The following is a 25,659-nucleotide window of genomic DNA, read 5'->3' as shown; positions in this document are numbered from 1 at the left end:
CTATTCCTGAATGACGACCAAATCATCGCGGTGAATCACCTCAGAGCCATAATCATGACCCAAAATAGAGATGATATCTTTACTGTGCTTACCCGTAATTTTAGTTAGGTCATCACTTGAGTAGGCGCTGATGCCACGAGCCACCAACTTACCGTGAGCGTTTGTTACACGCGCTACTTCGCCTCGTGCGAAGTCACCACTAACTTTGATGACCCCTTTAGCAAGTAGGCTACTGCCCTTGCCGACCACAGCATTGACTGCACCATCATCAATAACGATGTCGCCCGATGCCGCAGGTCCCGCTAGAATCCAGCGTTTACGATTCTCTAAGGCTTCAGCGCAAGGTAGGAAGCGCGTGCCCTGAGGTTCAGCACTTAAAGAGTCAAAGATAACATTCGGCGCACTACCAGCAGCAATAATAACCTCTATACCTGCGCGGCGAGCGATGTCTGCGGCTTGCAGCTTCGTTGCCATACCACCAGTACCCAATGTTGTACCGCTTCCACCTGCGATTTTACGCAGCGTATCGTCGATGGTTTTTACTTCCTTGATAAGCTCTGCGTTCGGATCTTTACGAGGGTCAGCAGTAAACAGACCTTTTTGGTCAGTTAAAAGCAAGAGCTTATCTGCACCACATAAAATGCCTACCAAAGCGGAAAGGTTGTCGTTATCGCCAACTTTAATCTCGCTAGTCGCAACGGCATCATTTTCGTTTACGATAGGAACAATATCGTTCGCAACGAGCGCATTAATAGTGTCACGCGCGTTAAGGAATCGCTCACGATCTTCTAAATCGGCACGGGTTAGTAGCATTTGGCCGATCTTGATACCATAAATACCAAACAAAGACTCCCATGTTTGAATCAAGCGACTCTGCCCCACCGCGGCAAGTAACTGCTTACTCGCCATCTCGTTGGGCAATGCGGGGTAACCAAGATGCTCACGGCCTGCTGCAATCGCACCAGACGAAACCATTACGATTGAATGGCCTTGTTTTTTAAGCTCAGCACACTGGCGTGCTAACTCAACCATGTGTGCACGGTCGAGTGCCAGAGTGCCGCCTGTCAGCACACTTGTACCCAGTTTCACAACGACAGTTTGTGGTTGTGAAACAACTGCATTTTGTTGATTCGTTGTCATGATGTCTTCTGAAGTGAAAAACAAATAAAGAGAGGATGTTTTAACAATCAAATAGGGAATTAACAAGAGAAAAGGTGCGTTTTCGCACCTTTTTGTTTGGTATTAAATGAAAACAACCAAATTAAGCGAAATCGAAAGACTCCGTGTGATATTCGACTTCTAATTTGAAGTGTTCTTCTAAAGTATCAACCAGCTTTTGATGGAATGTGCTCTGCGTGAGATACACTTCCTCTACCACTTTTTTGGGAAGGGCTTCAGATACCCATTGCCCTTCTTTGTTGTACTTGCCAATATGATATTTAGCAGTAAAGCCTCCCTCGATGGATTCCAAATCCATCCACCAGCCCCAAAATTCACGCTTCTCAGGCGATTTTTTGTCGTCTACACATACAGATAAACAATCAAAATAATAGCGCCCTTCTTGCGATTGTGGTTCGCGCAGGTAAGGCCCTATCGCCTTCAACTTTGACATCAAGCGAAAGTGAGTCGGGCCCTGAGTCGTCTCTGACATATGAATCTCCGTTTTCATAGTTAAAAGTAAACACCCAAGAATGATTATTATTTTTAATTATCATGAGCTTATTTTTTGCTCAGATATATCACTCTTAACTAATTTAGGAGAATTGTCACCCTAATAATTCATCTTCTAGCCACTTTATGGCTAAATCGAGGGATTGCTCATATCCTTTTGTAATTGTTTTGGAACTGATTTTTTTTGCTCTACCATACTGGCTAAATAGAGCAACAAGTTGATTATCACTGTGTGGCGACACTGGATCGCCTTCAAGACTCAAAGCCAAAATAGGCACTTTGGTTTTTCGACTGCTCAGGAAGCCCTGAACCTTCAATGACCACGCCATCATCTGACCAGCCATGCTATTAATATCAACCGCATTTTTCCCCAAACGGGAAGCCAAAAGATCTAAATACATCTTCGGCATTTTTTGTAACTTCTGAGGGGAAGTAAAAATATCATGTACGGGTGCGCCTAGAGCGACACAAGCTTTGATCTTTTCCTGCTCGACAAAAGAGAGTCTGATCATTGCATTACCACCAAAACGAAACCCAACTAACCCCACTTTGTGATGATCAACCCAAGGTAGCGAGTAAAGCTCATTCAATACCGCTTGATGTAGGCAACTTGAATTCTCGGTCAAGGGCCAATGAGAGCTATGCCCTACCGAAGGCATGTCCACGGTTAACATCGCAATATCTCGCGGTGCAAGACGATTACGGAACAAACGCCACATGTCGGTTTGTAGGGTATCCAAACCAGCGCTCACCATTACCACAGGCAACTGTTTATCCGTTCTTGGTAAATGGAGGTTCGCGATGATTTTGCGATTTTGGTAAGGCACTTCAATTTGCTTGATGGTGTACTTAGTTTTTTCTGCGCCGTCAGAATACGCTTTGTTTGCCAGAACTTGAGCTTGCGATGCCAAGTTGTCATTTTTTAAATGTGGGTAGCCTGCAATACTAAAACACAAAGAAGCAGTGAAGAGTTCATCCGCTGCCTCTTCTCCTTGCATTTCATTTGCTCGCTTCTGATGATCCATACCAAGCTTGATCCACTCAAATGTCCAGTTACCACTGTGATAACCCATTACAGTGTCTAACCAATCATCATTGGTTCGCGAGTGAGATGATGAAGCAATTTTGGACAGTACGCCTTCCATTTCGATCGGAGACAATCCTTGCCAAGCCCATTGCAAGCGACGCAAATGACGATACCAAGCACGATCACCCTGCGCTTCTCGTTCATCAAGTATTTTTTTACTGGTCGGCATGTACTGGGTAAGCGCGGAGGTTTCTTTTGCTTGCTTATGTTTCACGAACAAAGTTTCGGAAAGATTTTTACTGACGTCTTCAGACATAGGAAGAACCCTAGGCTATTAGCATGATTTAATATCATAATAAAAAAAATGCCCCTATAAAGGGGCATTTCTCAATATTCTTTAACCGCGCTTATTTTTGCTTGCGGTTTACTGGCTCAGCATACTGGATTGACATATCCCAAGGCTGCTCGATCCAAGTGTCTTGAGCAATATCTACAACGTAATCATCCAGCAGCTCTTTGCCTGATGGTTTCGCACACACAGCGATCATTTTCGCTTTTGGATACATCTCACGTAGTTTGCGCGCTGTATCACCACTGTCTACTAGGTCTTCAACGATTAGGTAACCTTCGCCATCACCTTCAGGTGCTTTTAGTACAGTCATATCGCGCTGATGATCATGGTCGTAGCTTGAAATACAGATTGTATCAACGTAACGAATACCCAGTTCACGAGCCAAAATAGCGCCAGGAACCAAACCGCCGCGGCTTACCGCCCAAATTCCTTTCCATTGCTCAGCTGGCATTTGTTTTTCAGCCAGTTCACGGCAGTAAGTCTGCATTGCATCCCAAGTGATAATGAATTTTTTACTCATTGTAATAACCTAATAATTTGAAAATATGCATCCTCAAAATCTAGCGAAGTCACTCAAAAGCGGAATGCTCACTAACTTCTCCAAAATGTTTGGAGACGAGGATTTCAAGCTGCGCAAACGATTATTCTACCGAAACACACCGCTAATACCAACGGTGATATCAAAATTCTCTGCCTATTCCGCAGAAAAACCGTCTTCTGTGAGCAACGTAAAAAAAGAAAAAGCCAGCGTGAATAAATCCACACTGGCTTTTTGCTCGAGAAATTAACCGACGAGGTATTTAACGATGAAGATGGCTGACATCACCCATACACTCATCGACACTTCACGGCCCTTACCGCTGAATAACTTGATCGCCGCGTATGCGATAAAGCCTAACGTGATACCTTCTGCAATCGAGAATGTTAGCGGCATAACTAAACAAGTCACAACAACTGGGGACGCTTCAGTTAGGTCACGCCAATCAATGCTTACTAGCCCAGACAGCATCAAGATCGCCACATAGAATAGCGCACCTGACGTTGCATAAGCAGGGATCATACCCGCAAGTGGTGAGAACAATAGAGCAAGTAGGAAGAGTACACCAACAACCACGGCTGTTAGACCAGTACGCCCACCCGCAGCTACACCAGAAACGCTTTCAATATAAGATGTCGTGTTGGAGGTACCAAGTAATGCACCTACTGACGTTGCTGTTGAGTCTGCAAGTAACGCTTTGTTTAAACGAGGGATGTTGCCATTCTCATCAGTTAGACCAGCTTTTTGAGAAACGCCAACGAGCGTACCTGCGGTGTCAAATAAATCGACAAATAGGAAAGCAAATACGACGGAAATCATGCCTACTTCAAACAAACCAGAGAAATCCAGTTGCATGAAAGTTGGCGCAATGCTTGGTGGCGTTGACATAATACCGCCCCACTGCACATCACCAAATAGAAGACCAAGCGCTGTAACGCCAAGAATGGCGATCATCACCGCACCTTTCACACCACGGTGAACCAGTGCAATCGTAAGAAAGAAGCCAATCGCGGCCAATACAGATGGCAATGATGTGATCTCTCCCATAGAAACTAATGTCGCTGGGTTATCAACGACGATACCTGCATTTTTTAATGCGATAAACGCTAAGAAAAGACCAATACCAGCTGAAATACCTGTTCGTAGAGAATGCGGGATCGAGTTAATAATCCACTCACGGATCTTAAATACGCTTAAAAGAATGAACAGAAGGCCAGAAACAAATACAGCCGCCAACGCAACTTGCCACGTATAACCCATTCCCAATACAACAGAGTAAGTAAAAAATGCGTTCAGGCCCATTCCTGGTGCCTGTGCGATTGGGTAATTGGCAACAAATCCCATGATAAAACAGCCGATTGCGGCAGCAAGACAAGTCGCGACAAAAATGGCGCCACGGTCCATACCGGTATCCGACAGGATCGCTGGGTTTACAAAAATAATGTAAGCCATAGTCAGGAAGGTCGTAACACCTGCAATGATCTCAGTGCGCACATTTGTGCCATTTTCACTGAGTTTAAAAAGCCTCTCGAGCATGATCGAATCCTGTAAAGGTAAAAAAGTAAACGGTTGCGTAATCGATTGGCGGGAATTATAAAGTTATCAAATAGCAAATTCTAGATAGAATCTTCACTCTAATGCGTTTTTTTTCTTTGGATATGAAACACATTCTCTAACCTATCAAAGTAGGCAAAGGAATATATTCTTAAAAAACAATAGGTAACCTAGATAACACAGTTCCCTAAAAGAGAATAAAAACTGAGCAATGTACTAAACTTTCAGATGAAAAAGGCCCATTTTTAACATGGTATCTAACAGATTTGGTGGAAAAGTCGATAAAACCGAAGAATGGGGAATAGAAGAAGGCTTTGATGACAATAAGTGAGTCAGGAAGAGAAAATAGAGATAAAAAAACGCCACCCAATTTGGGTGGCGGTGAATCATGTCAGCACTATCACTGAAAAAAAATTCCAATTTATAGGGGTGAACAAACTGTTCGAGTCACATGCGTTGACTTCACTTAGTAGCCAAAGCTTGTTGGGTATACAAAGTTACCGGTGTAAACAGACTTGCTATTCCAGAACATTGTACTTGGTAAACCTTTCATAACTATCACCTTTTAAATCAATTAAACATTCGTTGATTTCTCGGTTCCTTGGAGGCGATAAAACGGACTCATCCTTTGAGCATTTCATTCTTCTCTCAGAAGCTGGTTACAAATATACCACCAAGAAATTTAATTACAAGCATTTTAGTGATTGGAATCACAAAAAATGCACAAATTGACCTTTATCAAAGTTTATGTGTAATTAAATTACAACTTTATGAATTAAAAAATAAAGCCACTTTCAGAATATATGATAGAGAACACATAGTGCTTGTTATTGTATTCACAAACTGTGACAGTTCTGAGAGAAATCCTTGTGATCGCGACTACTCGTACTCCTTATCTGGTGGTATGCTAACGGCAATTTGAAGGCCAAATCGTCTAGCATTTAATGCTACCTTGATAATATTTTTACGGTATATATTTGGCAAAGCACATCAAAAGGAGTCCTCCGTGTCTGAGTTCCATTCTGAGATCAGTACCTTATCACCTGCTCCACTTTGGCAGTTTTTCGATAAGATTTGTTCTATCCCTCATCCATCGAAACATGAAGAAGCATTAGCACAGTACATTATCAACTGGGCAACAGAGCAAGGCTTTGACGTTCGCCGTGATCCAACCGGTAACGTGTTCATCAAAAAGCCCGCGACACCAGGAATGGAGAATAAGAAGGCTGTTGTACTTCAAGCACACATCGACATGGTGCCGCAGAAAAACGAAGACACTGAACACGACTTCACCAAAGATCCAATCCAACCTTACATCGATGGCGAATGGGTAACTGCGAAAGGCACGACGCTTGGTGCAGATAACGGTATTGGTATGGCTTCTTGCCTTGCTGTATTGGCATCTAAAGATATTAAGCACGGTCCACTCGAAGTTCTGCTGACGATTGATGAAGAAGCAGGCATGACTGGCGCATTTGGCCTTGAAGCTGGTTGGTTAGAGGGTGAGATTCTTCTAAATACAGACTCTGAGCAAGAAGGCGAAGTCTACATGGGTTGTGCAGGTGGCGTTGATGGCACCATGACTTTCGATATTTCTCGAGAATCAACGCCTGCAGGTTTTGTAACACGCCAACTGACGCTGAAAGGCCTAAAAGGTGGTCACTCAGGTTGTGACATTCACACAGGTCGCGGTAATGCCAACAAATTACTTGGTCGTTTCCTTGCCGGTCATGCTCAAGAGCTTGATTTACGTTTAGTCGAATTCCGTGGTGGTAGCTTACGTAATGCAATCCCTCGCGAAGCGTTTGTTACTGTCGCGCTTCCTGTCGAAAACCAAGACAAACTTGCTGAGCTGTTCAACCACTACACTGAGCTGCTTAAAACTGAATTGGGTAAAATCGAAACAGGTATCGTAACCTTTAATGAAGCGATCACGACTGACGCGCAAGTATTTTCAATCGCCGATCAGCAACGATTCATTGCGGCACTTAACGCTTGTCCAAACGGCGTAATCCGTATGAGTGATGAGGTGGAAGGCGTTGTTGAAACTTCTCTAAACGTTGGTGTGATCAGCACAGAAGAAAATAAAGTCACCGTGCTTTGCTTGATTCGTTCTCTCATTGACTCTGGCCGTAGCCAAGTGGAAAGCATGCTGCGCTCGATTACTGAGCTAGCAGGCGCACAAATTCAGTTCTCAGGCGCTTACCCTGGCTGGAAGCCAGATGCAGATTCCGAGATCATGGCAATTTTCCGTGATATGTATGAAGGCATTTACGGTCATAAGCCGAACATCATGGTCATCCATGCTGGTCTTGAGTGTGGCCTATTTAAAGAACCATACCCACACATGGATATGGTTTCTTTCGGTCCAACAATAAAATTCCCTCACTCTCCAGATGAGAAAGTGAAGATTGATACTGTTCAGTTGTACTGGGATCAGATGGTCGCGCTTTTAGAAGCGATTCCAGAGAAAGCATAATTCAATCACGAAAAATGACAAAGGGTGCCATACGGCACCCTTTTTTTGGTTTAGTTGAACCCAACTACACACGGTTTTGCGCGTAAGCGGCTAATTCATCCATTGAGGTTTGTGCAGCAACTTCACCATCAATGTAGTAAGTAACAAACTCACCATCGCGTACACCCATGAGTGTCGCCTTTTCACCGTTACTGTAAGTAATATCCATTTGAACAGTGTTCTCATCGATTTGCTGCATTCGCCCCTGCTCAATGACACGGTTATCCGCTAATGGTGCGATTGGTGCCGTCGTTAACGACTTATCTAACTGGTGATTGACATCAATGTAAGTATCTACCTTTGTATCGAAGATATGTGGCTTACCATTTAACGGGTTCTTACCCGTCCAAAATTCTAGAGAGTTAAACACGATATAATCCGCTGCGATCGCGACACCATAAACAGGCGCTAAAAGCATATTTAGGCCACCTCGAGCGTAACGGTTGTCAACAGCTTTCAAGTTAAACCCCATGACATAACCTGTCACGGCATTACTACCTACGCAACCTGAAAGTGAAACTGCTACCGCAGTCAATGCACCAATTTTAGCAATTACCTTTTTCATCAAAACCTCTAGTTAGAAAGTGTGAAACCTCAAATTCGGCGCGGATATTATCGGATAAAAAGTAGGGTTAAAAGTCCGTTTTTTTGTCCTCCATGAACAGTATTATTTTTAATACAGTCACATTTTTTAAGGCTATTATTGCGCTCTCATCTCTATGTCTTGTTATGTATTAAACTGATAGAAAAGATCATATTGAAAACAAAAACTTCACACACACCAAAATTTCACGCATGACGATTAAAGTAATTTGTCGTGTCCTTAATGAGAATGATTAGTGCGATTTTGCAGCAATTGTTACATTGCTGGTGACGCATTTGACAGAGATGGTTTATGGCCAGAAGTAAAAAAAGCAAAGTGTTTGAGCTCTTAGGACATCAAATACAACCAGGACAACGATTAGAGATCGAATTTGAAGCAGCGAAGCTATATACACATTCGCCTTTATCTATTCCTGTGGAAATCATCCATGGGAAACAAGAAGGACCAGTGTTAATGGTGAATGCTGCTATCCATGGTGATGAGCTTAATGGCGTAGAAATCGTTCGTCAGATCATTAACCAACTGGATCCACAAAAACTGAAAGGCACTGTCATTGCAGTACCTATCGTTAACGTTTTTGGTTTCATCCATAAATCTCGTTACTTGCCCGACCGACGAGATCTCAACCGTTGCTTTCCTGGCAGTGAAAAAGGCGCACTTGCATCTCGTATGGCACACGGGTTCTTTAACAACATTGCCAAGCGTTGTGACTACATTTTGGATCTACACACAGGGGCAATTCATCGCACGAACCTGCCACAGATTCGCGCAAACTTAAGCAACCCAGAAACTCTACGTATTGCTCAAGCATTTTCGACGCCAGTGATTGTTGATTCAGCATTGCGTGATGGCTCTTTACGCAGTGAAGCAGAAAAATGCGATATTCCAGTGCTCACCTACGAAGCTGGCGAAGCATTGCGTTTTGATCCACTTTCGATAAGCGCTGGTGTACTCGGGGTTCGGCGCGTAATGCAAGCCATTGGTATGTTGCGTGCGAGCAGGAAAAAGCTGCCTGAGCCTATCATAGCGAAGTCCACCAGCTGGGTTCGCGCGTCAGGTAACGGCATTTTGCGTACTGTCGTTAATCTGGGAGATAAAGTAGAACAGGGGGAAACGCTCGCTTATATTAGCTCTCCTCTTGGTCATGATGAGATAGAACTAAAAGCCCCGAAGCGTGGTTTGGTTATCGGTCAACAAACATTACCATTGGTGAACGAAGGCGATGCAATTTTCCACCTTGCCTATTTTAACCAAGGTGATAATGCTTTAGAGCAAGCAGTCGAAAGCTATATTGAAGGCCTCACTGAATTCGATGCCGAGCCGCTGACCACCGGACAGATACCGTTAGAAACTCAGTAATTCCTACCAAGTAGGCGCCTGATTAGCTCAAAAGGAGCAACAGTGCTCGCACTATCTTGTTTAAAGCCAATAAGCTCAGCGTCCATGATGCTGGGCTTTTTGTTTTATGTAAGCTAACGATACTCATCGCAGTTTCCACGAATGGATAAAAAACTTTACAAGCCATCGCAAAAACACATTTGATAATTAATCTCATTATCATTTATTAATCGTAATAATGTTCTTATAATCCGAGCTTCATAAAAACACTATAAATCATCAATATGAAACGATTAAAAAGTCATCCATTCAAAGTAAATCTCATTTCACTGGCTTTGCTCTTCCCTCTTTATTCATATGCCGAGACAGCGCCAAATGAAGAGCTTGAAGTCATAGGCGTTCGTTATGCCAAACCTATTACCATTGCTGAGCCTGCGCAAACCACCATTAATTGGTCAGAGATTGAAGAGCAACAGTACTCTAATTTTGCCTCAATGATCGATGCCGTTCCCGGTGCATCAATAGATGGTGGCGGTCGTTCTGGTGGCGAACGTATTAACATTCGTGGTTTTGATGATCCAAGCGATATCGCCGTCTTTGTCGATGGCGCTCCAATTGGCTTTCAACAATACCGCTACGGTACCTTCTTTTTTGATCCGTTCTTAATTGGCGAAGCAGAAATTATCAAGGGCGCGCACGACTATCGAGCACTCAACGGGAAGTTTGGTGGCTCCATTCGCATTAAAACCAAAAGTGTCGATGATCTCCTGTACGGCGAAAGAAACTTTGGTGCCCGCATCTCAAGTGCATACAACACCAACGGCGATGAGAACGCCTACACGCTAACACTCTATGGTAAAAACGATACTGGTTTTTATTTTCTAGCGAATGGCTCGGTAAAAGACTCTGATGACATTAAAGTCGGAGGTGGTGAAACGCTGGATTACTCAGGTTATGAGCAAGAAAACATGCTCGTAAAGGTCGGTTATGAAAACAACGATCACGAGTTTGAAATTAGCCACACTCGCTACAAAGATGAAGGTCGTAAACCTTGGGCTAACCGCCGCGGAAAAATGCCTAACATCACCGAATACAATATCAAGAAATACGGCTCATTAGAAAAAGCCCAATACGCTTACACCGTCGATAACAAATACACGGACAACACCACGACCATCTCTTACCACTACATGCCGACTAACCCGTATATTGATTTCAATATCAAAATGGCACGTTCCGAAAACGATCGTCATTGGGTTCGCCCTGACGTAGCATTCGAGAAAATGTTCGTTTCTGTTGGCAGTTACGGTCATGAGTCATGGCTGAGTTACGAGCGTGATTACGTTGATGTGTTTAACCAAGCGCAATTCGGAGACCACACTCTAGTCACTGGGCTTCAATATCAAAAAACCGATAGAGACTCGTTAGTATTCAACGCATCATACGACAGTAATGAAGCGAAAAACTACGGTTGGTACACCCCTTACTACGAACCATCTGGCACGCAGTCAATTTATGCCGCTTACATTGCTGATCACTATCAAGCAACAGACCGCCTAACAATCACACCTTCTCTGCGTTACGAATACATCAAGAGTGAAGGAAAAGGGAACGCAGCACCGGATTATAATGATCCAGCTGCCGGACATGACTACGGTGAAACGACGCATAAAGGCTTTAGCCCACGTTTGGATATCGACTTTGATGCGAGCAATAATACGCGTTTAAACGCCTCCTACGCCTACGCTTTAAAAGCACCAACCGTTGATAACATCTACTCAGTGCAATATGCGCGAGCTACCGCTACGGCTACTGCTTTGAATCTGGACGTGTCTCGTATCCATGCTTATCAAGCAAGCGTTATCAACTTAACGGAAGGGCTGGTGAACTCTCGCGATAACCTCGCAACAGAGTTAACTATGTTCTATAACGATGTTAGCGACACAGTTGATATACGAACGGGCGAAAACCTCGACAAAAATACTACTGAGTTACAAAGCTGGAATACAAACCTAGATGGCTTTAAAAACTATGGCTTTGAGCTAATTTCACAATACCGGATTGAAGATTTCTACAGTAATTTCTCAGCAAGTTACATTCGCGGCAAAAACAAAGGTAGCCTATCTGACTCTACAGGTTCAGATGATGATCATCCTGATGTACCGCCATTAAACATTAATCTGGGTTTAGGTTACGAATGGATTCCTGGTTTACGTACGGGCTGGGAAGTCCGTTGGTATGATGCGCAAACCAAAACCAAGGCAAGCGGTAACAATTTAAAAGTGAAATCGCCAAGTGAGCAATACACGCTACAAAACGCTTACGTGGTTTGGGAAATACAACAAGTCGAAGGCTTGAGCGTTGGCGCGGTTGTGAAAAACTTAACCGATCGTTACTACGAAGCATACCTATCTAATGGCGTGCCTTCGCCTGGTCGCGAAGTCAAACTGCACCTCACTTATCAATACTAACCATACCTAAAAGATGCAGGGCAGACATTAACTGCCCTGTTATATCGTATCCAATGGCCATAATTGCACGCCGTTTTATTTATCAGTATTATCATTTCCTTTTGCTTGCATACACATTATGAACAATCTAAAAACACGGCTTCTTCTGATTTGCTTCTTCCCTGTAGGTAGCCTAGCGCAAGCTTCTGAGAACATTGCAGACTACTTACAAGAACAAAGCAAGCACCAAGTTTCAGAAGATTTTTACGCACAGCCAACAGCAAATAACCTGAATCTAGATGCAAAAACTAACTCTTTAACTTGGCACGAAGATGGTAAGCCGGATCACTGTCGTTACGCCAAGCAGCCCAAAGACGTCGCAACACATTTCGACTACGGTGAAGCAAACGATCTATCTGACGGCTTACAACACTTTGATTTACCGGAAAGACATTCTGCAAAGGTCAAATCGACACATCGCACTTATGCTAATAACCCTCACCTTCTTCCTGGCAATAAACAATTTTCAGCCCCTGAAGACGGCACGTTTAGCCTGTCCGTATCATCGGATTGTTTTTAGCCGATATAAATAAAAAATGCCCTGAGACAAAACTCAGGGCATTTTCACTATTTGTTTGATGGGTAACGTCACCATCTCACCGATTTAAACTTATTCTTCGTCAGTGTCTACTTCGGTTTCACGTGCTTTGCGGGCTTCTTCTTTACGAACTTTTGCCGCTAGTTGTTCTGCTTCACGCTCTTGACGTTGCGCTGCTTTACGCTCGTTACGAACCACTTGGTTTTGGATAAACCCAGCCAGTTCTTGTTCAGCCCAAGCTTGTGCTTTCTCTTCGCTGTCAAAGCCTGTTTCACGCTTTGATACTACAGTCTTACGAGATGTCACTTGGCGAGTGATTTCTGCGCTCCAGCCGTTACGTTTTTCAGTGACGCGGATAGCAAATTTTGGATTCTTAGACATTTCTTTCATTTCCTAAGGGATTTAGGGATCAATCAGGGATTCGGTCAACTTGATAACTCCATCTAAGCTGAGCTGTTTAACACCATCCCTTGGTAAGCGCGGTATTAGAGCATAAAAGTAATCTAAACGCTGCAAGTTTTTTACGCTAGATAATAGATGACAAAGAAGAGGCAGAACAAAGCAACGTTTCGCCAAGTCACTAGAAAGAGCGACGAAGAAAAAAGAGTGATAAGAAAAAAGAAAGCGCTGATCTCTCAACCAACGCTTTACTTAAGCTAGATTAACCTTTGGTTAATTAACCGATATTCTTACGGGCATTTTGGAACATACGCATCCAAGCGCCATTTTCACCCCAACCTTCCGGAGCCCAAGAATTTGCAACTGTGCGGAATACGCGCTCTGGGTGAGGCATCATGATAGTTACGCGACCGTCTGCTGTTGTTAAACCGGTAATCGCGTTTGGCGAACCATTCGGGTTGTTCGGGTATTGTTGTGTTGGGTTACCGAGGCTATCCACGTAACGAACCGCAACCGTACCTGATGCTTCAATCGCTGCTAGGTGCTCTGCATCACGTACTTCTACACGCCCTTCACCGTGGGAAACCGCGATTGGCATGCGCGAACCAGCCATTCCGTCGAAGAATACAGAGTCAGATTTCTGAACTTCAACTAGACTAAAGCGAGCTTCAAAACGCTCAGATTCGTTGCGCACAAAACGTGGCCACAAGTCCGCACCTGGGATCAGCTCTTTCAGGTTTGATAGCATCTGACAACCGTTACATACACCTAAAGAGAACGTCTCTTCACGGTTGAAGAAGGCTTGGAACTGTTCACGAGCTTGTGCGTTAAACAGGATAGACTTAGCCCAACCTTCACCCGCACCTAATACGTCGCCGTAAGAGAAACCACCACAAGCTACTAGGCCATGGTATTCATCCAGTACCGCTTGGCCCGTTAGGATATCGCTCATATGGATGTCGGTTGCTTCAAAGCCTGATCTGTCAAACGCTGCTGCCATTTCGACGTGGGAGTTAACGCCCTGCTCACGTAGGATTGCCATCTTAGGTTTAGCACCTTTCGCAATGTACGGTGCTGCAACGTCTTCATTTACGTCGAAGCTGAGCTTAACGTTTAGACCCGGGTCAGAGTTGTCTTTCTTAGCTTCGTGCTCTTGGTCTGCACACGCTGGGTTATCACGTAGACTTTGCATCTTATGCGTTGTTTCAGCCCAGATAACGCGTAGTTCGGTACGTGAACGTTCAAGCACAACTGCATCACCAGAAGTGATAACAAAGTCGTCTGAAGCTTCAACAGAACCAATCACATGTGAGCATGCCTCTAAGCCGTTTGCCGCCAGAGTAGATAGAACTGAATCTAGATCATCATTCTTAACTTGAACAACCGCACCTAGCTCTTCGTTAAATAGAACGGCTAGCGCATCGTCACCCAGCTCTGCGATGTTCGCTTTTACGCCACAGTGACCCGCGAACGCCATCTCAGCCAGTGTAACAAACAGACCGCCGTCGCCTTTATCGTGGTAAGCCACTAGCTTGTCATCACGTACTAACGCTTGCATTGCATCAAAGAAGCCTTTTAGCTGCTCTGCATTATCTACGTCAGCTGGTTTGTCACCCAGCTGTTTGTATACTTGTGCCAATGCTGTCGCACCTAAGCGGTTTTTGCCATTACCCAAGTCAACAAGAACTAGAGAAGTATTTCCTTTGTCAGTGCGTAGTTGAGGAGTCACGGTCTTACGTACGTCTTCCACACGACCAAATGCCGTGATAACTAACGACAGTGGAGAAGTGACTTCTTTGCTCTCGCCGTTTTCTTCCCACTTGGTTTTCATCGACATGGAGTCTTTACCAACTGGGATAGTCAAACCTAAAGCAGGACACAATTCTTCACCAACCGCTTTCACTGCTTCGTAAAGACCCGCATCTTCACCTGGGTGACCCGCTGGCGACATCCAGTTCGCAGACAGTTTAATGTGTTTAATATCACCGATGTCTGTTGCCGCAATGTTCGTTAGTGATTCACCAACCGCTAGGCGAGCCGATGCACCAAAGTCTAGTAATGCCACTGGCGTGCGCTCACCCATCGACATTGTTTCGCCATGGTAAGTGTCGTAGCTTGCCGCTGTTACTGCGCAGTTTGCTACTGGTACCTGCCAAGGACCAACCATTTGATCACGAGCAACCAGACCCGTTACTGTTCGGTCACCGATAGTAATTAGGAATGTTTTTTCTGCAACAGCAGGAAGACGAAGTACGCGATCCACCGCTTCATTAAGCTCAATACCATCACGAACAATGGCAGGGCTTTCCACTTTTAGTGTGGTTGCGTCGCGGTGCATCTTCGGTGGCTTACCAAGCAGGATATCCATTGGCATATCGATCGGCGTATTGTCGAAGTGAGAATCTTCTAACGTTAGATGACGCTCTTCTGTCGCCACACCCACCACTGCATACGGTGCGCGTTCACGCTTACAGATTGCGTCGAATGCTTCCATGTTTTCTGGCGCTACCGCTAGAACGTAACGTTCCTGTGATTCGTTACACCAAATTTCCAGTGGGCTCATGCCCGGCTCATCGTTTGGTACATCGCGTAATTGGAACTTACCGCCACGCTCACCGTCGTCGACAAGTTCAGGCAATGCGTTAGAGATACCGCCTGCACCCACATCGTGGATAAATGCGATTGGGTTGTCGTCACCTAACTGCCAACAACGGTCGATCACTTCCTGACAGCGACGTTCCATCTCTGGGTTTTCACGCTGTACTGAAGCGAAGTCCAGATCTTCTGCTGACTGACCAGATGCCATCGAAGATGCCGCACCACCACCAAGACCGATGTTCATTGCCGGACCACCAAGTACGATTAGGCTCGCACCCACTGGAATCTCTTTCTTCTGTACGTGTTCATCGCGGATGTTACCCATACCACCAGCAATCATGATTGGTTTGTGGTAACCACGAATTTCTTCACCCGCATGAGAAGTGACTTTTTCTTCGTAAGTACGGAAGTAACCCAATAGATTTGGACGACCAAATTCGTTGTTGAATGCCGCGCCGCCAAGAGGGCCTTCAAGCATGATGTCTAACGCATTTACAATACGACCCGGCTTGCCGAAGTCGGTTTCCCATGGCTGTTCAAAACCAGGAATACGTAAGTTAGAGGTTGTAAAACCAACCAGACCCGCTTTTGGCTTACCGCCGATACCCGTCGCGCCTTCGTCACGGATTTCACCGCCTGAGCCAGTCGATGCGCCCGGCCATGGAGAGATTGCCGTTGGGTGGTTGTGCGTTTCTACCTTCATCAAGATGTGCGTATCTTCATGGTGGTACGTGTATTGACGAGATTTAGGGTCAGGGAAGAAACGCCCCGCTTTAGAACCTGTCATAACGGCTGCGTTGTCTTTGTATGCAGACAGTACATAGTCAGGTGTCGTTTCAAAAGTGTTTTTGATCATTTTGAACAAAGACTTAGGTTGATCTACCCCGTCGATAGTCCAATCTGCGTTAAAAATTTTGTGGCGACAATGCTCTGAGTTCGCCTGAGCAAACATCATCAATTCAATGTCGCTTGGGTTACGCCCAAGCTTAGTAAAGTTCTCTACCAAGTAATCAATTTCATCTTCTGCGAGTGCCAAGCCAAGGGAAACGTTTGCCTCTTCAAGCGCAAGACGACCGCCAGCTAAGATATCAACATGTGCGACAGGCTTAGGTTCTGCAACAGTAAATAATGTTGATGCGGCTTCAAATTCTGTGAATACTTTTTCCATCATGCGGTCGTGAATTAACGCTTTAACAGCGTCAGCTTGAGCTTCTGATAGAACAACTGAAGATTCGACATAATAAGCCGTACCACGCTCTAGACGTTTCACTTTATCCAGACCACAGTTAACAGCGATATCGGTAGATTTAGAAGACCAAGGCGAGATAGTGCCAGGACGAGGCGTGACAAGAAGTAGAAGACCTTCAGGCTCATGCTCTTCGATGGTTGGGCCGTAAGTTAGTAACTTTTCAAGTTTTTCTAACTCTTGGTCATCAAGGTCTGACTTTAGATCGGCAAAGTGCATAAACTCGGCATAAATGCCAGTTACAGGCAGATCTTGTTCACGACAAAGTTCCAGTAGTTTATTAACACGAAACTCAGAAAGAGCTGGGGAGCCACGCAAAATTCTCATGTGCTTAGGTCTCTTATGCAATTGATTAAGGTGATATTGGAATAAATTCAGACACTTAAGATAAGCCCTGTCGAACCTATGCCGATTCCACCTCGTCATTGCGAGCGCATTATATAGTAATTGTTTTTGTGATGTAACACTAAAAGCAACCGTTTGCGTCATTTTTTTGTCAAATTTGAATTACAACTAAAATGTCGATAAAACACACAATGTCACGTTATAAGTGTGTGATTCACTTTGCCCCATGAGCTCGCTTTGATATAAAGGCAAATAGAAATTTTCCAAGATGTACCTATTAATGCAAATAAGTCACTTCAACCGGCTCAAGCGCAGTGCTCTAATTTTAGTTTCTGTTCTTTTGCTCTCTGCTTGCCAGATTGAGTCGGAGCCCAAAAGTGAATTTGAAAAAATTCAAGAACGTGGTGTGCTTCGTGTTGGCACGCTAAACAATCAGCTTTCCTACTACATAGGTCCCGATGGTCCCGCAGGGTTGGATTACGAATTGGCGCGTCAGTTTGCGGAGCAGCTCGGCGTCAAACTCGAGATTAAACCAGCCTTTCGCCAGGCTGAGCTTTTTCCTGCTCTTAAGAAAGGAGATATCGATATCATCGCTACGGGTTTAAATCAAACGTCACAAGCAGTCAAACGATTTAGACCAGGCCCTGCCTATTATTATGTAAGCCAACAAGTGGTATATAAAAAAGGGCAACTTCGACCACGTGATATCGAACAACTCATTGAATACCAAGCCTCGAAAGACGACGAGTCCGACGAAGATACAAATGCAGGCGCTCAAACATTAAAGATCGTTGAACAATCGCAATATGTTCCGACCCTAACAGCGTTAAAGAAGCAGTATCCAGAACTTCAGTTTGAAATTGTTGGTGATGCTGACACGAGAGACTTACTCAAATACGTATCGACGGGTGAGTTACGTTTTACTGTGACTGATTCGGTAGAACTTTCCCTAGCTCAACGCCTTTACCCCGATCTTGCGCTCGCATTTGAACTTACAGAAGATCAACCAGTGTCTTGGTTTACTCGACGTTCTGAAGACGAAAGTTTGTATGCGATGCTGATAGAGTTTTTCGGTAACATCAAACAATCAGGAGAACTGTCCACCCTCGAAGAAAAGTACATTGGTCATATTGAAGCATTTGACTACGTTGATACTCGCGCATTCATTCGAGCTCTGGATGACAAATTGCCTAAATGGGCACCTTTATTCCAAAAATACAGCGAAGAGTTCGACTGGCGATTAATTGCAGCATTGGCTTATCAAGAGTCACACTGGAAACCAACAGCAAAATCGCCAACGGGTGTTAGGGGGATGATGATGCTGACTCTGCCAACGGCGAAAAGCGTCGGGGTAACAAACCGTTTAGACCCTGAGCAATCTGTTCGTGGTGGTGTCGAGTACTTACGTCGCATTGTAGGTCGCGTGCCTGATAGCATCAACGAGCATGAAAAAATATGGTTTGCGTTAGCTTCATACAATATTGGTTACGGCCACATGATGGACGCACGACGACTCACCAAAGCACAAGGTGGCGATCCGAACGCTTGGGCCGATGTAAAAGATAGGCTGCCTTTACTGCGTCAGAAGCGCTATTACAGCCAAACTCGCTATGGGTACGCCAGAGGCGATGAAGCGCGTAATTACGTAGAAAATATTCGACGTTACTACCAATCCATCATTGGTCATGTCAGCCAACAGCCAGCGATTGATGAGAATAGCGATGACTTGCAAGTGATTCCGCCGCTCAACCCCGACATTTTGATATCGGGCGCAGTAGAGACCGTCGTAGAACAAGTCTCTGGCGCTTCTGACGTCACGGTTGAAGAAGACACCGAACAAGAAAGCATTGAAGAATAAACCCGCGGTAAACTAAAAAATGACGAGCCTATGAAGCTCGTCATTTTTGTTGAGTCCTAACGAAAACTTATCTAGACTCCAATATTCTGAGTGACACCAACCACACTCAACCATTCCTTTGGTTGGTCGCCTTTTCTTCATCGTTAGTAAAACTGATTGCTTTGTAACAGATTACTTTACAACCACATGGTTTAGCTCACTTGATGAAGCGGCGCTTTCGGCTACACTCTGCCGAAATAACGTCACTCCTATTATTAAGCATCGTATTGAAATTGTTTGCTGGCTCTGTGCAATGCAGAAGTCAAATGAAGAACGTTTAAACCATACAATGTTTAGTGCGATTATCGAGCCTATTGCCAAGCATCGATGAGCCGCACTTTACTGGTATAAGTCTTGTCTGCAGGAGGTTTTGAATATGAGAAGACGTAGAGTGCAGTCAAAGCGTTTAAATAACACAGTAGCTGCTATCCGACGTAAACGTAAACTGACATGTATGAAAAAGAAAGTAAGTTCACGTAATCGTGTTTTTGTACATTTAGTCAATCACTAGTGCGTCCAAGCAAACATCTACCACGTTGTAGGTGTTTGCTAGCCCTCACTACTCCTACTACCTTGTTCGCTCTCTCCATTTTCTAATGCTTTTTGTGCTTGCTTCTTCGCTTTAATTTCCTTTCGGCGGCGCTTAAAAAACGCTTGTAGCTGAGTACGGCACTCATCTTCTAGCAGCCCCTTTTCAATTAAGGCGTAATGGTAAGCGGCTTGACTTTCAAACAAATTAAGCACTGTTCCTGCTGCTCCAGCTTTTAAATCTGGCGCTCCAAAAACAACCCGCTTAACGCGGCTATGCAATAAGGCTCCGGCACACATTGGGCATGGCTCAAGTGTTACATATAACGTCGTATCCAGAAGGCGGTAATTTTCTAGCTTTTGGCCTGCTTTACGCAGCGTTTGGATCTCAGCATGTGCGGTAGCGTCATTAGTACCAATAGAGCGATTCCACCCCTCAGCGATAATTTCACCATCTTTGACAAGCACTGCGCCAACAGGTACTTCCCCCTCAGCTTCTGCTTGCTCAGCAAGCTCCATCGCTCTGCGCATAAACAATTCATCTTGAGGGGAAAACGGATGGTTAGACAAAGGAGGCTCCAAAGAAACAAAAAACGATTGAAGTCAGGAATTTTATCACCAACTTCGGTTTCACTACAGCAACACATCACGGGACAAAGTCTGCAACTCCAAAAAACTAGTTACAAGACCTATCGATGTTCGTTTTACGAGAACAAAAAAACGCAGATCGAAGACCTGCGCTTTTTGGCTGCCAATTAGCGGCTTTCACACCCTACACGTTTTTACATTGTGTAAGTGTAAGGAGCTTGAATGCCTAGCGGGATACCTACCATCCAATAAGCAACTAGGAAGATAGACCAACCGATCAGCATTGCGATCGAGAATGGCATCATTAGTGACGCAAGCGTACCGATACCAGCCGACTTCACATAACGCTGACAGTAAACCACAACAAGAGGGAAAAATACCATTAGAGGCGAAATGATGTTCGATACAGAGTCACCCACACGGTAAGCCGCCTGAGACAGCTCAGGCGAGATACCAACCGCCATTAGCATTGGCACTAGGATTGGACCAATTAAAGCCCATTTTGCCGATGCCGAACCAATAAGTAGGTTTACAGATGCGGTTAGAAGGATCATACCGATGATGGTCACTTCACCTGGTAGGTTCATCGCTTTTAAGCCTTCTGCGCCATACAACGCTAGCATCGTACCGATGTTTGACTGAGCAAATGCAGATAGGAACTGAGCACAGAAGAACGACATAACAATGTATGCGCCCATGGTTGACATAGTATCAGCCATCGCTTTGATAATGTCGTTGCTGGTCTTGAACGTTCCAGACACTTTACCGTAAACGTAACCAGGAATGATAAACAGAATAAAGATCAACGGCACGATAGACTTCATTATCGGTGCTGAGAAGGCTGTAATTTCACCTTCAGGCGAGCGAAGTGCTGATGTTTCTGGAATTAACGCTGCAACAAGTAAAGCAATACCCGCCATCATTGCCCAACCTGCATAACGGAATGCTTTTGATTCCAGTTCAGTAAATGAACCTAGGTTTGGCGCGGTTTCCGCATCATCATCAATTGGCATTTTTGATAAACGAGGCTCGATGATTTTCTCTGTCACGTACCAACCAATCCCCACAATAATGATAGAGGATAGGCCAGTGAAGAAGATGTTCGCTAATGGGTTAACCACATATTCAGGATCAAGAACCTGCGCCGCAGTTTGCGTAAAGCCAGCCAATAGCGGATCGATACCTGAAGGGATAAAGTTTGCAGAGAAGCCACCAGATACACCTGCAAATGCTGCCGCAATACCTGCTAAAGGGTGACGACCTGCCGCATGGAAGATAATACCGCCAAGAGGAATAACCAGAACATAGCCTGCATCTGCCGCAGTATGCGATACAATGGCAACCAAAATAAGCATTGGAGTAAGAAGCTTAGCTGGCGTGAAGTTCAGCATCTTCTTAAGACCCGTCGTAATAAAACCCGAAGAATCTGCAACACCCACACCTAGCATTGCGACAAGTACGATACCCAGTGGCGCAAAGCCAGTAAACGTCGTCACCATGTTAGCAAGGAAACTTGCTAGCGCTTCGCCCGTAAGTAAGTTGGTGATAGTAAGAGCTTCGCCCGTTCGAGGGTTTGGAAGAGCGAATGATACATTCGACAAAAGTGCTGACGCCGCCCAAGTAATGATCAATGCCCAGAAGAACAAAATCGCAGGATCAGGAATTTTGTTACCTGTCCTCTCGATAAAGTTTAAAAAGCGCTCCATCCCGCTCGGCTTCGATGATGGTGCCTTATTTACAGCTTGGTTACTCATGGTAACTCCATAGTGAATGATGTTGGTGCCAAGGCCTATTTGAATAATTATAACGACCTACTATCCAACGAGTATTCTAGTAAACACTAATGGAGAAAGCACAAGGTTCTAGATTTTTTTTCATAATTGGAGACATTTTTTGCAAAAACACCACTTCAATTAAACATAATAAAAACAGTAGAACATCAACTCAATTAACAGTTCAAAAACCATTTATTAACCGTGACAAATCCGGTATCAAACAGGAGTTACATCCGCATTTGTCTCAGCCCATGTATGCAATTGAACTTAGTTTTCGAATTCACTGTATTGTGAGATCATCGTTTTAAGCTGAACTGATCGCGTCTCGCCGATTCTATCCTTCCAGCTAGAGGTAATGGTGATAGTTTTCAGTGTTCCTGAAACCGTGGCAGCTGGAACTTCCCACTCGACGACATAAGATCCAGTAACAGAAGAGCCTGTTGCAATAGAAGCAAAATTTGCAGGTGTGATGGTAGACATCGCCGCAGAAGCACCACGCGTCCGGAACCATTCGAGCTGGTTTTCTGCTAGACGAAGTGCTTCAATACTTTTTATGGCATATTCGGATTCGCGTTCTAGATATACGTTTAGCTTCGTTAAACCTAGAGCCCCAACACCGATAAGTAGAAAAGAAATTAGAACTTCAAGAAGGTTAAAACCTTTTTGTTTAGAGATCATTCCAGGAGCCCTTTTTCCATTTTACTTTCTTGTGAACATTGGGTACAGATGTTGAATCAAACTCCAAATTAACTGCAGCACCAAAGACACTTAACCCTCCTGGGGTGTCGAAAACATATCCACCTACAGGCTTGAAAGCGCCACGGGAAAAAAAAGTAAGCTTCTTTATTTCGTCTGTAGAGAGTCCTCCTATAAATGGAGTGACTGAGACATCTGATGTCCATCTTGCGGACATGTCACTAACTGTAGAAGTAAACAATTGGTAAACAGTTCCGGGAAAAGAGTCAACCCCATTAACCGACAATAAGCCATTCTCGATAACAAGAAGCTTAGGGCTAGAATTGAGGCTGATTCCGATACCAGTTTCTAGGTCACAATCACCAACCACCCACACTTTGTCGCTCACAGAAAATGAACTAACAATTCTATCAACACAAGATTTAACTGTTGACGAGCTGCTTGCCACACTCCCATCAATCACCACAAATCCATTCTTTATTTGAGTTAATTGGGAGCGAGGATAACCAAAAAAAGCTTCAAAAGGGTCAAGATTTGGGTCATGAACAAAATCATGCTCAAACATCTTTTCGTCGCCAATATAATTTTGATTGTTACCAATGACTTTCACTTTGTAGTCGTTTACGCCACCAGAATCATCGCAGTTAGCGTCACCAGAAACGCATAACCCTAAGCGGGCAGTGTTAGTCATATGAGATGAACTACACGTTTTTCCAGAAGGGTGTGAAGTAACAAAAGCGCCCTCCATTACTACTGATTTCATAAATCGAACAGAAACACAAGTATCCTGCTCGACAAATTCAGGTGTAAAAAGATAAGAGCCCATTAACTTCAAATCTGAGCGGGCTTGTATAGCTCCGCTTGGTCTACCAACTACTTCAATACTTTTGAAGGTCTCAACTCGGTTATTTACGCTTGAAGATAGCTCGTAGAATTTGGGATCCACCAAAGATTGAGTTGCGACAACAGTACTTTGTAAACAACTAGAGTAGTCTTGCATATTTGGTGCGATCGACATATCCGCTTTATTTATCGCATAGCCACACTCCAATCCCCCTTCTGCAAGCCAATGTTCTTGTCGTGCTTCAATTTGATTGTTGGCACGCTTGATCTGATAAAAAAGAGACTTGTAGCTACCAAGCGACATCATTAACGCTGCGACAAGTAATACACTGACAACGAGTAACGCTACTGCACCTTGTTGTTTCTTCATTACTGCCAGTTCCTTTGCATCGCAGTAAACGACTGCTGAGTGCGAATATCAGTCGCATCTTTCAATTCGGTTCCCAATGTAACGGTCACCAGTACACTTTTTGCATCAGTGCTTTCTAACAGTTCACTAGTAAGGTCAAAACGATTAACGTGAATAACTTTCTTATCAAAAAGATTTTTACATGAGCGAGTGCCTGCAAGGTTAATCACGTCATCAACATCCCATATCGTTGTTTGTTTTTTTTCACAAACAAATAGCGACTCTGGCGTGCTAACTCGTTGCTCATAAGCTACGTTTTTATATAAAGGAAAAGAGCTAGCGCCAGCGCCAGAAACACCTATGTAATAAGCATAAGCAATCACCCCTCTATCAACATCATCGAGAGTGTAAATTGTGTTTGATGAGCCAGATATTTTTATAGAATTGCCATCGTTACCATCAAAACCAGCACGCTGAATGTCACTCTTGAGCATTTGCACAACACTTTCAGAGTTCTGTAACAACATTAGCTCTTTCGACCGTTCCATTATCACCCTTTGACCACTCACATAGATTGACCCCACTGTAGCAAGAGAAATAAGCCCAAGTGCCGATGCGATCATAAACTCAACAAGGCTTGCCCCTTTTTGTTTAAACATAATCATCCTTTTAAGAGCAAGTTGAATAACCGTAATATTCTGTACTGTTGCTATCACTACACACTCGCACGCGAGCAGATAAAGTGTGAGAAATAAGTTTTAAGACTTTTGATGATTCACCAACAGGATGAAACTTCAAGCTTCCTGATGATGGTCGGCCATAAACGTCGTCAAAACTGATTTGGTCTGAATCGTAGCTAGGTGTAACGACAATACCGTCATACGGCTTACCTGATAAAGAGAACAACACAGTCCCAGCCCCCTCAGCTCCGTTATCTGTCAAATCAATACGCCAGTTTCCGTCACTAGATGAACTCCCAGACATGATGATGTGTGCCCAAAGTCTTTCACGCCGTAATACTGCTTCAGACTTGCCTTCAATAACAAAGCCATGCAATTCATTAGCTAAGCGCTGCATTTTGTTGGTTTCAAAAACATTTTGGAAAGATGGAGCTGCAAACGCCAATATAATACTCAGTACAGCAACAGTAATAAGAAGCTCCAACAACGTAAACCCGCGAGGCATTTCCCAAATTCCTATGTAAACGGCAAAAGGGCCGTAATTCATCTTGCACAGATGCTATCACCTGCCAAAAATAGGCGGAAAAGTGAAAAGGAAACTACTCGTGATGATTCGAATTTTTCGTTGTAACGGCTACAAAAAAGGATTGAGAGGGATGACATTGATCGAATTACTGGTAGCTGTAGTGATTGTCGGGATCATTGCGGCTGTCGCCTACCCTTCTTACACCAATCATGTGCTCAAGTCTCATAGGACGGTTGCCTTGAGCGATCTTAGTCGAATTCAGCTAGAGCTAGAGACATCTTATGATGGTGGGTACGACTGGAGTCATATTATCTCTGGAGGCATATGCACTCTATGCGATTCAGACACAGATAGATTTTCTTTCAATATTGCGAGCTCTGCAAGTACGGCCTATACCATTACAGCAACAGCAAAATCGGCTCTGGGACAAGACGACGACGAGTGCTTGACTGGCGCTAAAACGATTACTTTAACGTCAACAAATGTCGAAGAACCAAGTGATTGCTGGAATTAGAAGAACACCGAGATGCAAAAAGGCC

The 25,659-nt window shown here is 44.2% G+C and carries 20 protein-coding genes; 6 read left to right on the top strand and 14 right to left on the bottom strand.

The annotated features are described in order from the left end of the window. The 5 genes from proB to R7Z78_RS18795 all read right to left on the bottom strand — a co-directional run bounded on the left by proB (position 1) and on the right by R7Z78_RS18795 (position 5,124). Positions 1-1,140, bottom strand: coding sequence for a glutamate 5-kinase (proB, locus tag R7Z78_RS18815; protein WP_005383771.1), 1,140 nt, complete (start codon positions 1,138-1,140; stop codon positions 1-3). Between the two features lie 121 nt (positions 1,141-1,261). Beyond that, positions 1,262-1,651, bottom strand: coding sequence for a sigma factor-binding protein Crl (crl, locus tag R7Z78_RS18810; RefSeq protein ID WP_005381584.1), 390 nt, complete (start codon positions 1,649-1,651; stop codon positions 1,262-1,264). Positions 1,652-1,766: 115 nt separating this feature from the next. Next, positions 1,767-3,014 (bottom strand): esterase FrsA, encoded by a 1,248-nt coding sequence (gene frsA, locus R7Z78_RS18805; RefSeq protein WP_005381586.1) that lies wholly within the window; start codon positions 3,012-3,014, stop codon positions 1,767-1,769. A gap of 91 nt (positions 3,015-3,105) precedes the next feature. Then, positions 3,106-3,570, bottom strand: a complete 465-nt coding sequence (gene tet(34), locus R7Z78_RS18800) for an oxytetracycline resistance phosphoribosyltransferase domain-containing protein Tet(34) (protein ID WP_005381590.1) — start codon at positions 3,568-3,570, stop codon at positions 3,106-3,108. Positions 3,571-3,834: 264 nt separating this feature from the next. Beyond that, positions 3,835-5,124, bottom strand: a complete 1,290-nt coding sequence (locus tag R7Z78_RS18795; RefSeq protein WP_005381592.1) for an NCS2 family permease — start codon at positions 5,122-5,124, stop codon at positions 3,835-3,837. A 1,024-nt stretch (positions 5,125-6,148) separates the two neighbouring features. Between R7Z78_RS18795 and R7Z78_RS18790 the strand changes: the two genes are divergently transcribed. Beyond that, on the top strand, positions 6,149-7,621 hold the full coding sequence (locus tag R7Z78_RS18790) for an aminoacyl-histidine dipeptidase (RefSeq protein ID WP_005381594.1): 1,473 nt from the start codon (positions 6,149-6,151) through the stop codon (positions 7,619-7,621). Positions 7,622-7,685: 64 nt separating this feature from the next. Here the strand turns inward: R7Z78_RS18790 and R7Z78_RS18785 are convergent, their stop codons facing one another. Further along, entirely contained in the window at positions 7,686-8,225 is a 540-nt protein-coding gene (locus R7Z78_RS18785; protein ID WP_104975925.1) for a DUF3332 domain-containing protein, read from the bottom strand. A gap of 330 nt (positions 8,226-8,555) precedes the next feature. On the opposite strand from R7Z78_RS18785, the gene R7Z78_RS18780 reads away from it, so the two are divergent. The 3 genes from R7Z78_RS18780 to R7Z78_RS18770 all read left to right on the top strand — a co-directional run bounded on the left by R7Z78_RS18780 (position 8,556) and on the right by R7Z78_RS18770 (position 12,632). Then, the gene (locus R7Z78_RS18780; RefSeq protein ID WP_042521202.1) at positions 8,556-9,623 is read left to right on the top strand and encodes a succinylglutamate desuccinylase/aspartoacylase family protein; all 1,068 of its coding nucleotides are present in this window, start codon (positions 8,556-8,558) and stop codon (positions 9,621-9,623) included. A gap of 263 nt (positions 9,624-9,886) precedes the next feature. After that, a complete protein-coding gene (locus tag R7Z78_RS18775) occupies positions 9,887-12,073 on the top strand; it encodes a TonB-dependent receptor domain-containing protein (protein WP_104975924.1) in 2,187 nt (728 codons plus the stop codon). A gap of 118 nt (positions 12,074-12,191) precedes the next feature. Further along, positions 12,192-12,632 carry a DNA-directed RNA polymerase subunit beta gene (locus R7Z78_RS18770; RefSeq protein ID WP_104975923.1) on the top strand — a complete coding sequence of 147 codons (441 nt, stop codon included), beginning with the start codon at positions 12,192-12,194 and terminating at the stop codon, positions 12,630-12,632. Positions 12,633-12,722: 90 nt separating this feature from the next. Here the strand turns inward: R7Z78_RS18770 and R7Z78_RS18765 are convergent, their stop codons facing one another. Continuing rightward, positions 12,723-13,031: a DUF3622 domain-containing protein gene (locus R7Z78_RS18765; protein ID WP_025998700.1), complete on the bottom strand. Its 309-nt coding sequence runs from the start codon at positions 13,029-13,031 to the stop codon at positions 12,723-12,725. Positions 13,032-13,326: 295 nt separating this feature from the next. Continuing rightward, complete coding sequence (gene purL, locus R7Z78_RS18760) at positions 13,327-17,220, bottom strand: phosphoribosylformylglycinamidine synthase (RefSeq protein WP_104975922.1); 3,894 nt, start codon at positions 17,218-17,220, stop codon at positions 13,327-13,329. Between the two features lie 298 nt (positions 17,221-17,518). Between purL and mltF the strand changes: the two genes are divergently transcribed. Next, entirely contained in the window at positions 17,519-19,096 is a 1,578-nt protein-coding gene (gene mltF / locus R7Z78_RS18755) for a membrane-bound lytic murein transglycosylase MltF (protein WP_031777268.1), read from the top strand. Between the two features lie 588 nt (positions 19,097-19,684). On the opposite strand, the gene tadA is transcribed toward mltF, so the two are convergent. The 6 genes from tadA to R7Z78_RS18725 all read right to left on the bottom strand — a co-directional run bounded on the left by tadA (position 19,685) and on the right by R7Z78_RS18725 (position 25,099). Then, positions 19,685-20,233, bottom strand: a complete 549-nt coding sequence (gene tadA / locus R7Z78_RS18750; protein ID WP_082240141.1) for a tRNA adenosine(34) deaminase TadA — start codon at positions 20,231-20,233, stop codon at positions 19,685-19,687. Positions 20,234-20,445: 212 nt separating this feature from the next. Continuing rightward, entirely contained in the window at positions 20,446-22,005 is a 1,560-nt protein-coding gene (locus R7Z78_RS18745; RefSeq protein ID WP_064353667.1) for an AbgT family transporter, read from the bottom strand. A gap of 288 nt (positions 22,006-22,293) precedes the next feature. Further along, positions 22,294-22,704: a prepilin-type N-terminal cleavage/methylation domain-containing protein gene (locus R7Z78_RS18740; protein WP_005381606.1), complete on the bottom strand. Its 411-nt coding sequence runs from the start codon at positions 22,702-22,704 to the stop codon at positions 22,294-22,296. Continuing rightward, positions 22,694-23,935 (bottom strand): hypothetical protein, encoded by a 1,242-nt coding sequence (locus R7Z78_RS18735; protein ID WP_064353666.1) that lies wholly within the window; start codon positions 23,933-23,935, stop codon positions 22,694-22,696. Before R7Z78_RS18735 ends, R7Z78_RS18740 begins: the two co-directional genes overlap by 11 nt. Beyond that, complete coding sequence (locus R7Z78_RS18730; protein ID WP_064353665.1) at positions 23,935-24,573, bottom strand: PilW family protein; 639 nt, start codon at positions 24,571-24,573, stop codon at positions 23,935-23,937. Before R7Z78_RS18730 ends, R7Z78_RS18735 begins: the two co-directional genes overlap by 1 nt. A gap of 10 nt (positions 24,574-24,583) precedes the next feature. Next, positions 24,584-25,099 (bottom strand): GspH/FimT family pseudopilin, encoded by a 516-nt coding sequence (locus R7Z78_RS18725; RefSeq protein ID WP_064353664.1) that lies wholly within the window; start codon positions 25,097-25,099, stop codon positions 24,584-24,586. A gap of 103 nt (positions 25,100-25,202) precedes the next feature. Between R7Z78_RS18725 and R7Z78_RS18720 the strand changes: the two genes are divergently transcribed. Beyond that, positions 25,203-25,634: a type IV pilin protein gene (locus tag R7Z78_RS18720; protein ID WP_104975920.1), complete on the top strand. Its 432-nt coding sequence runs from the start codon at positions 25,203-25,205 to the stop codon at positions 25,632-25,634. Positions 25,635-25,659 lie beyond the last annotated feature (25 nt).

The organism is Vibrio sp. 1167, from assembly GCF_033340375.1.
GTDB classification, from domain to species: Bacteria; Pseudomonadota; Gammaproteobacteria; order Enterobacterales; family Vibrionaceae; genus Vibrio; species Vibrio alginolyticus.
This window is presented reverse-complemented; position numbering and strand designations above follow the sequence as displayed.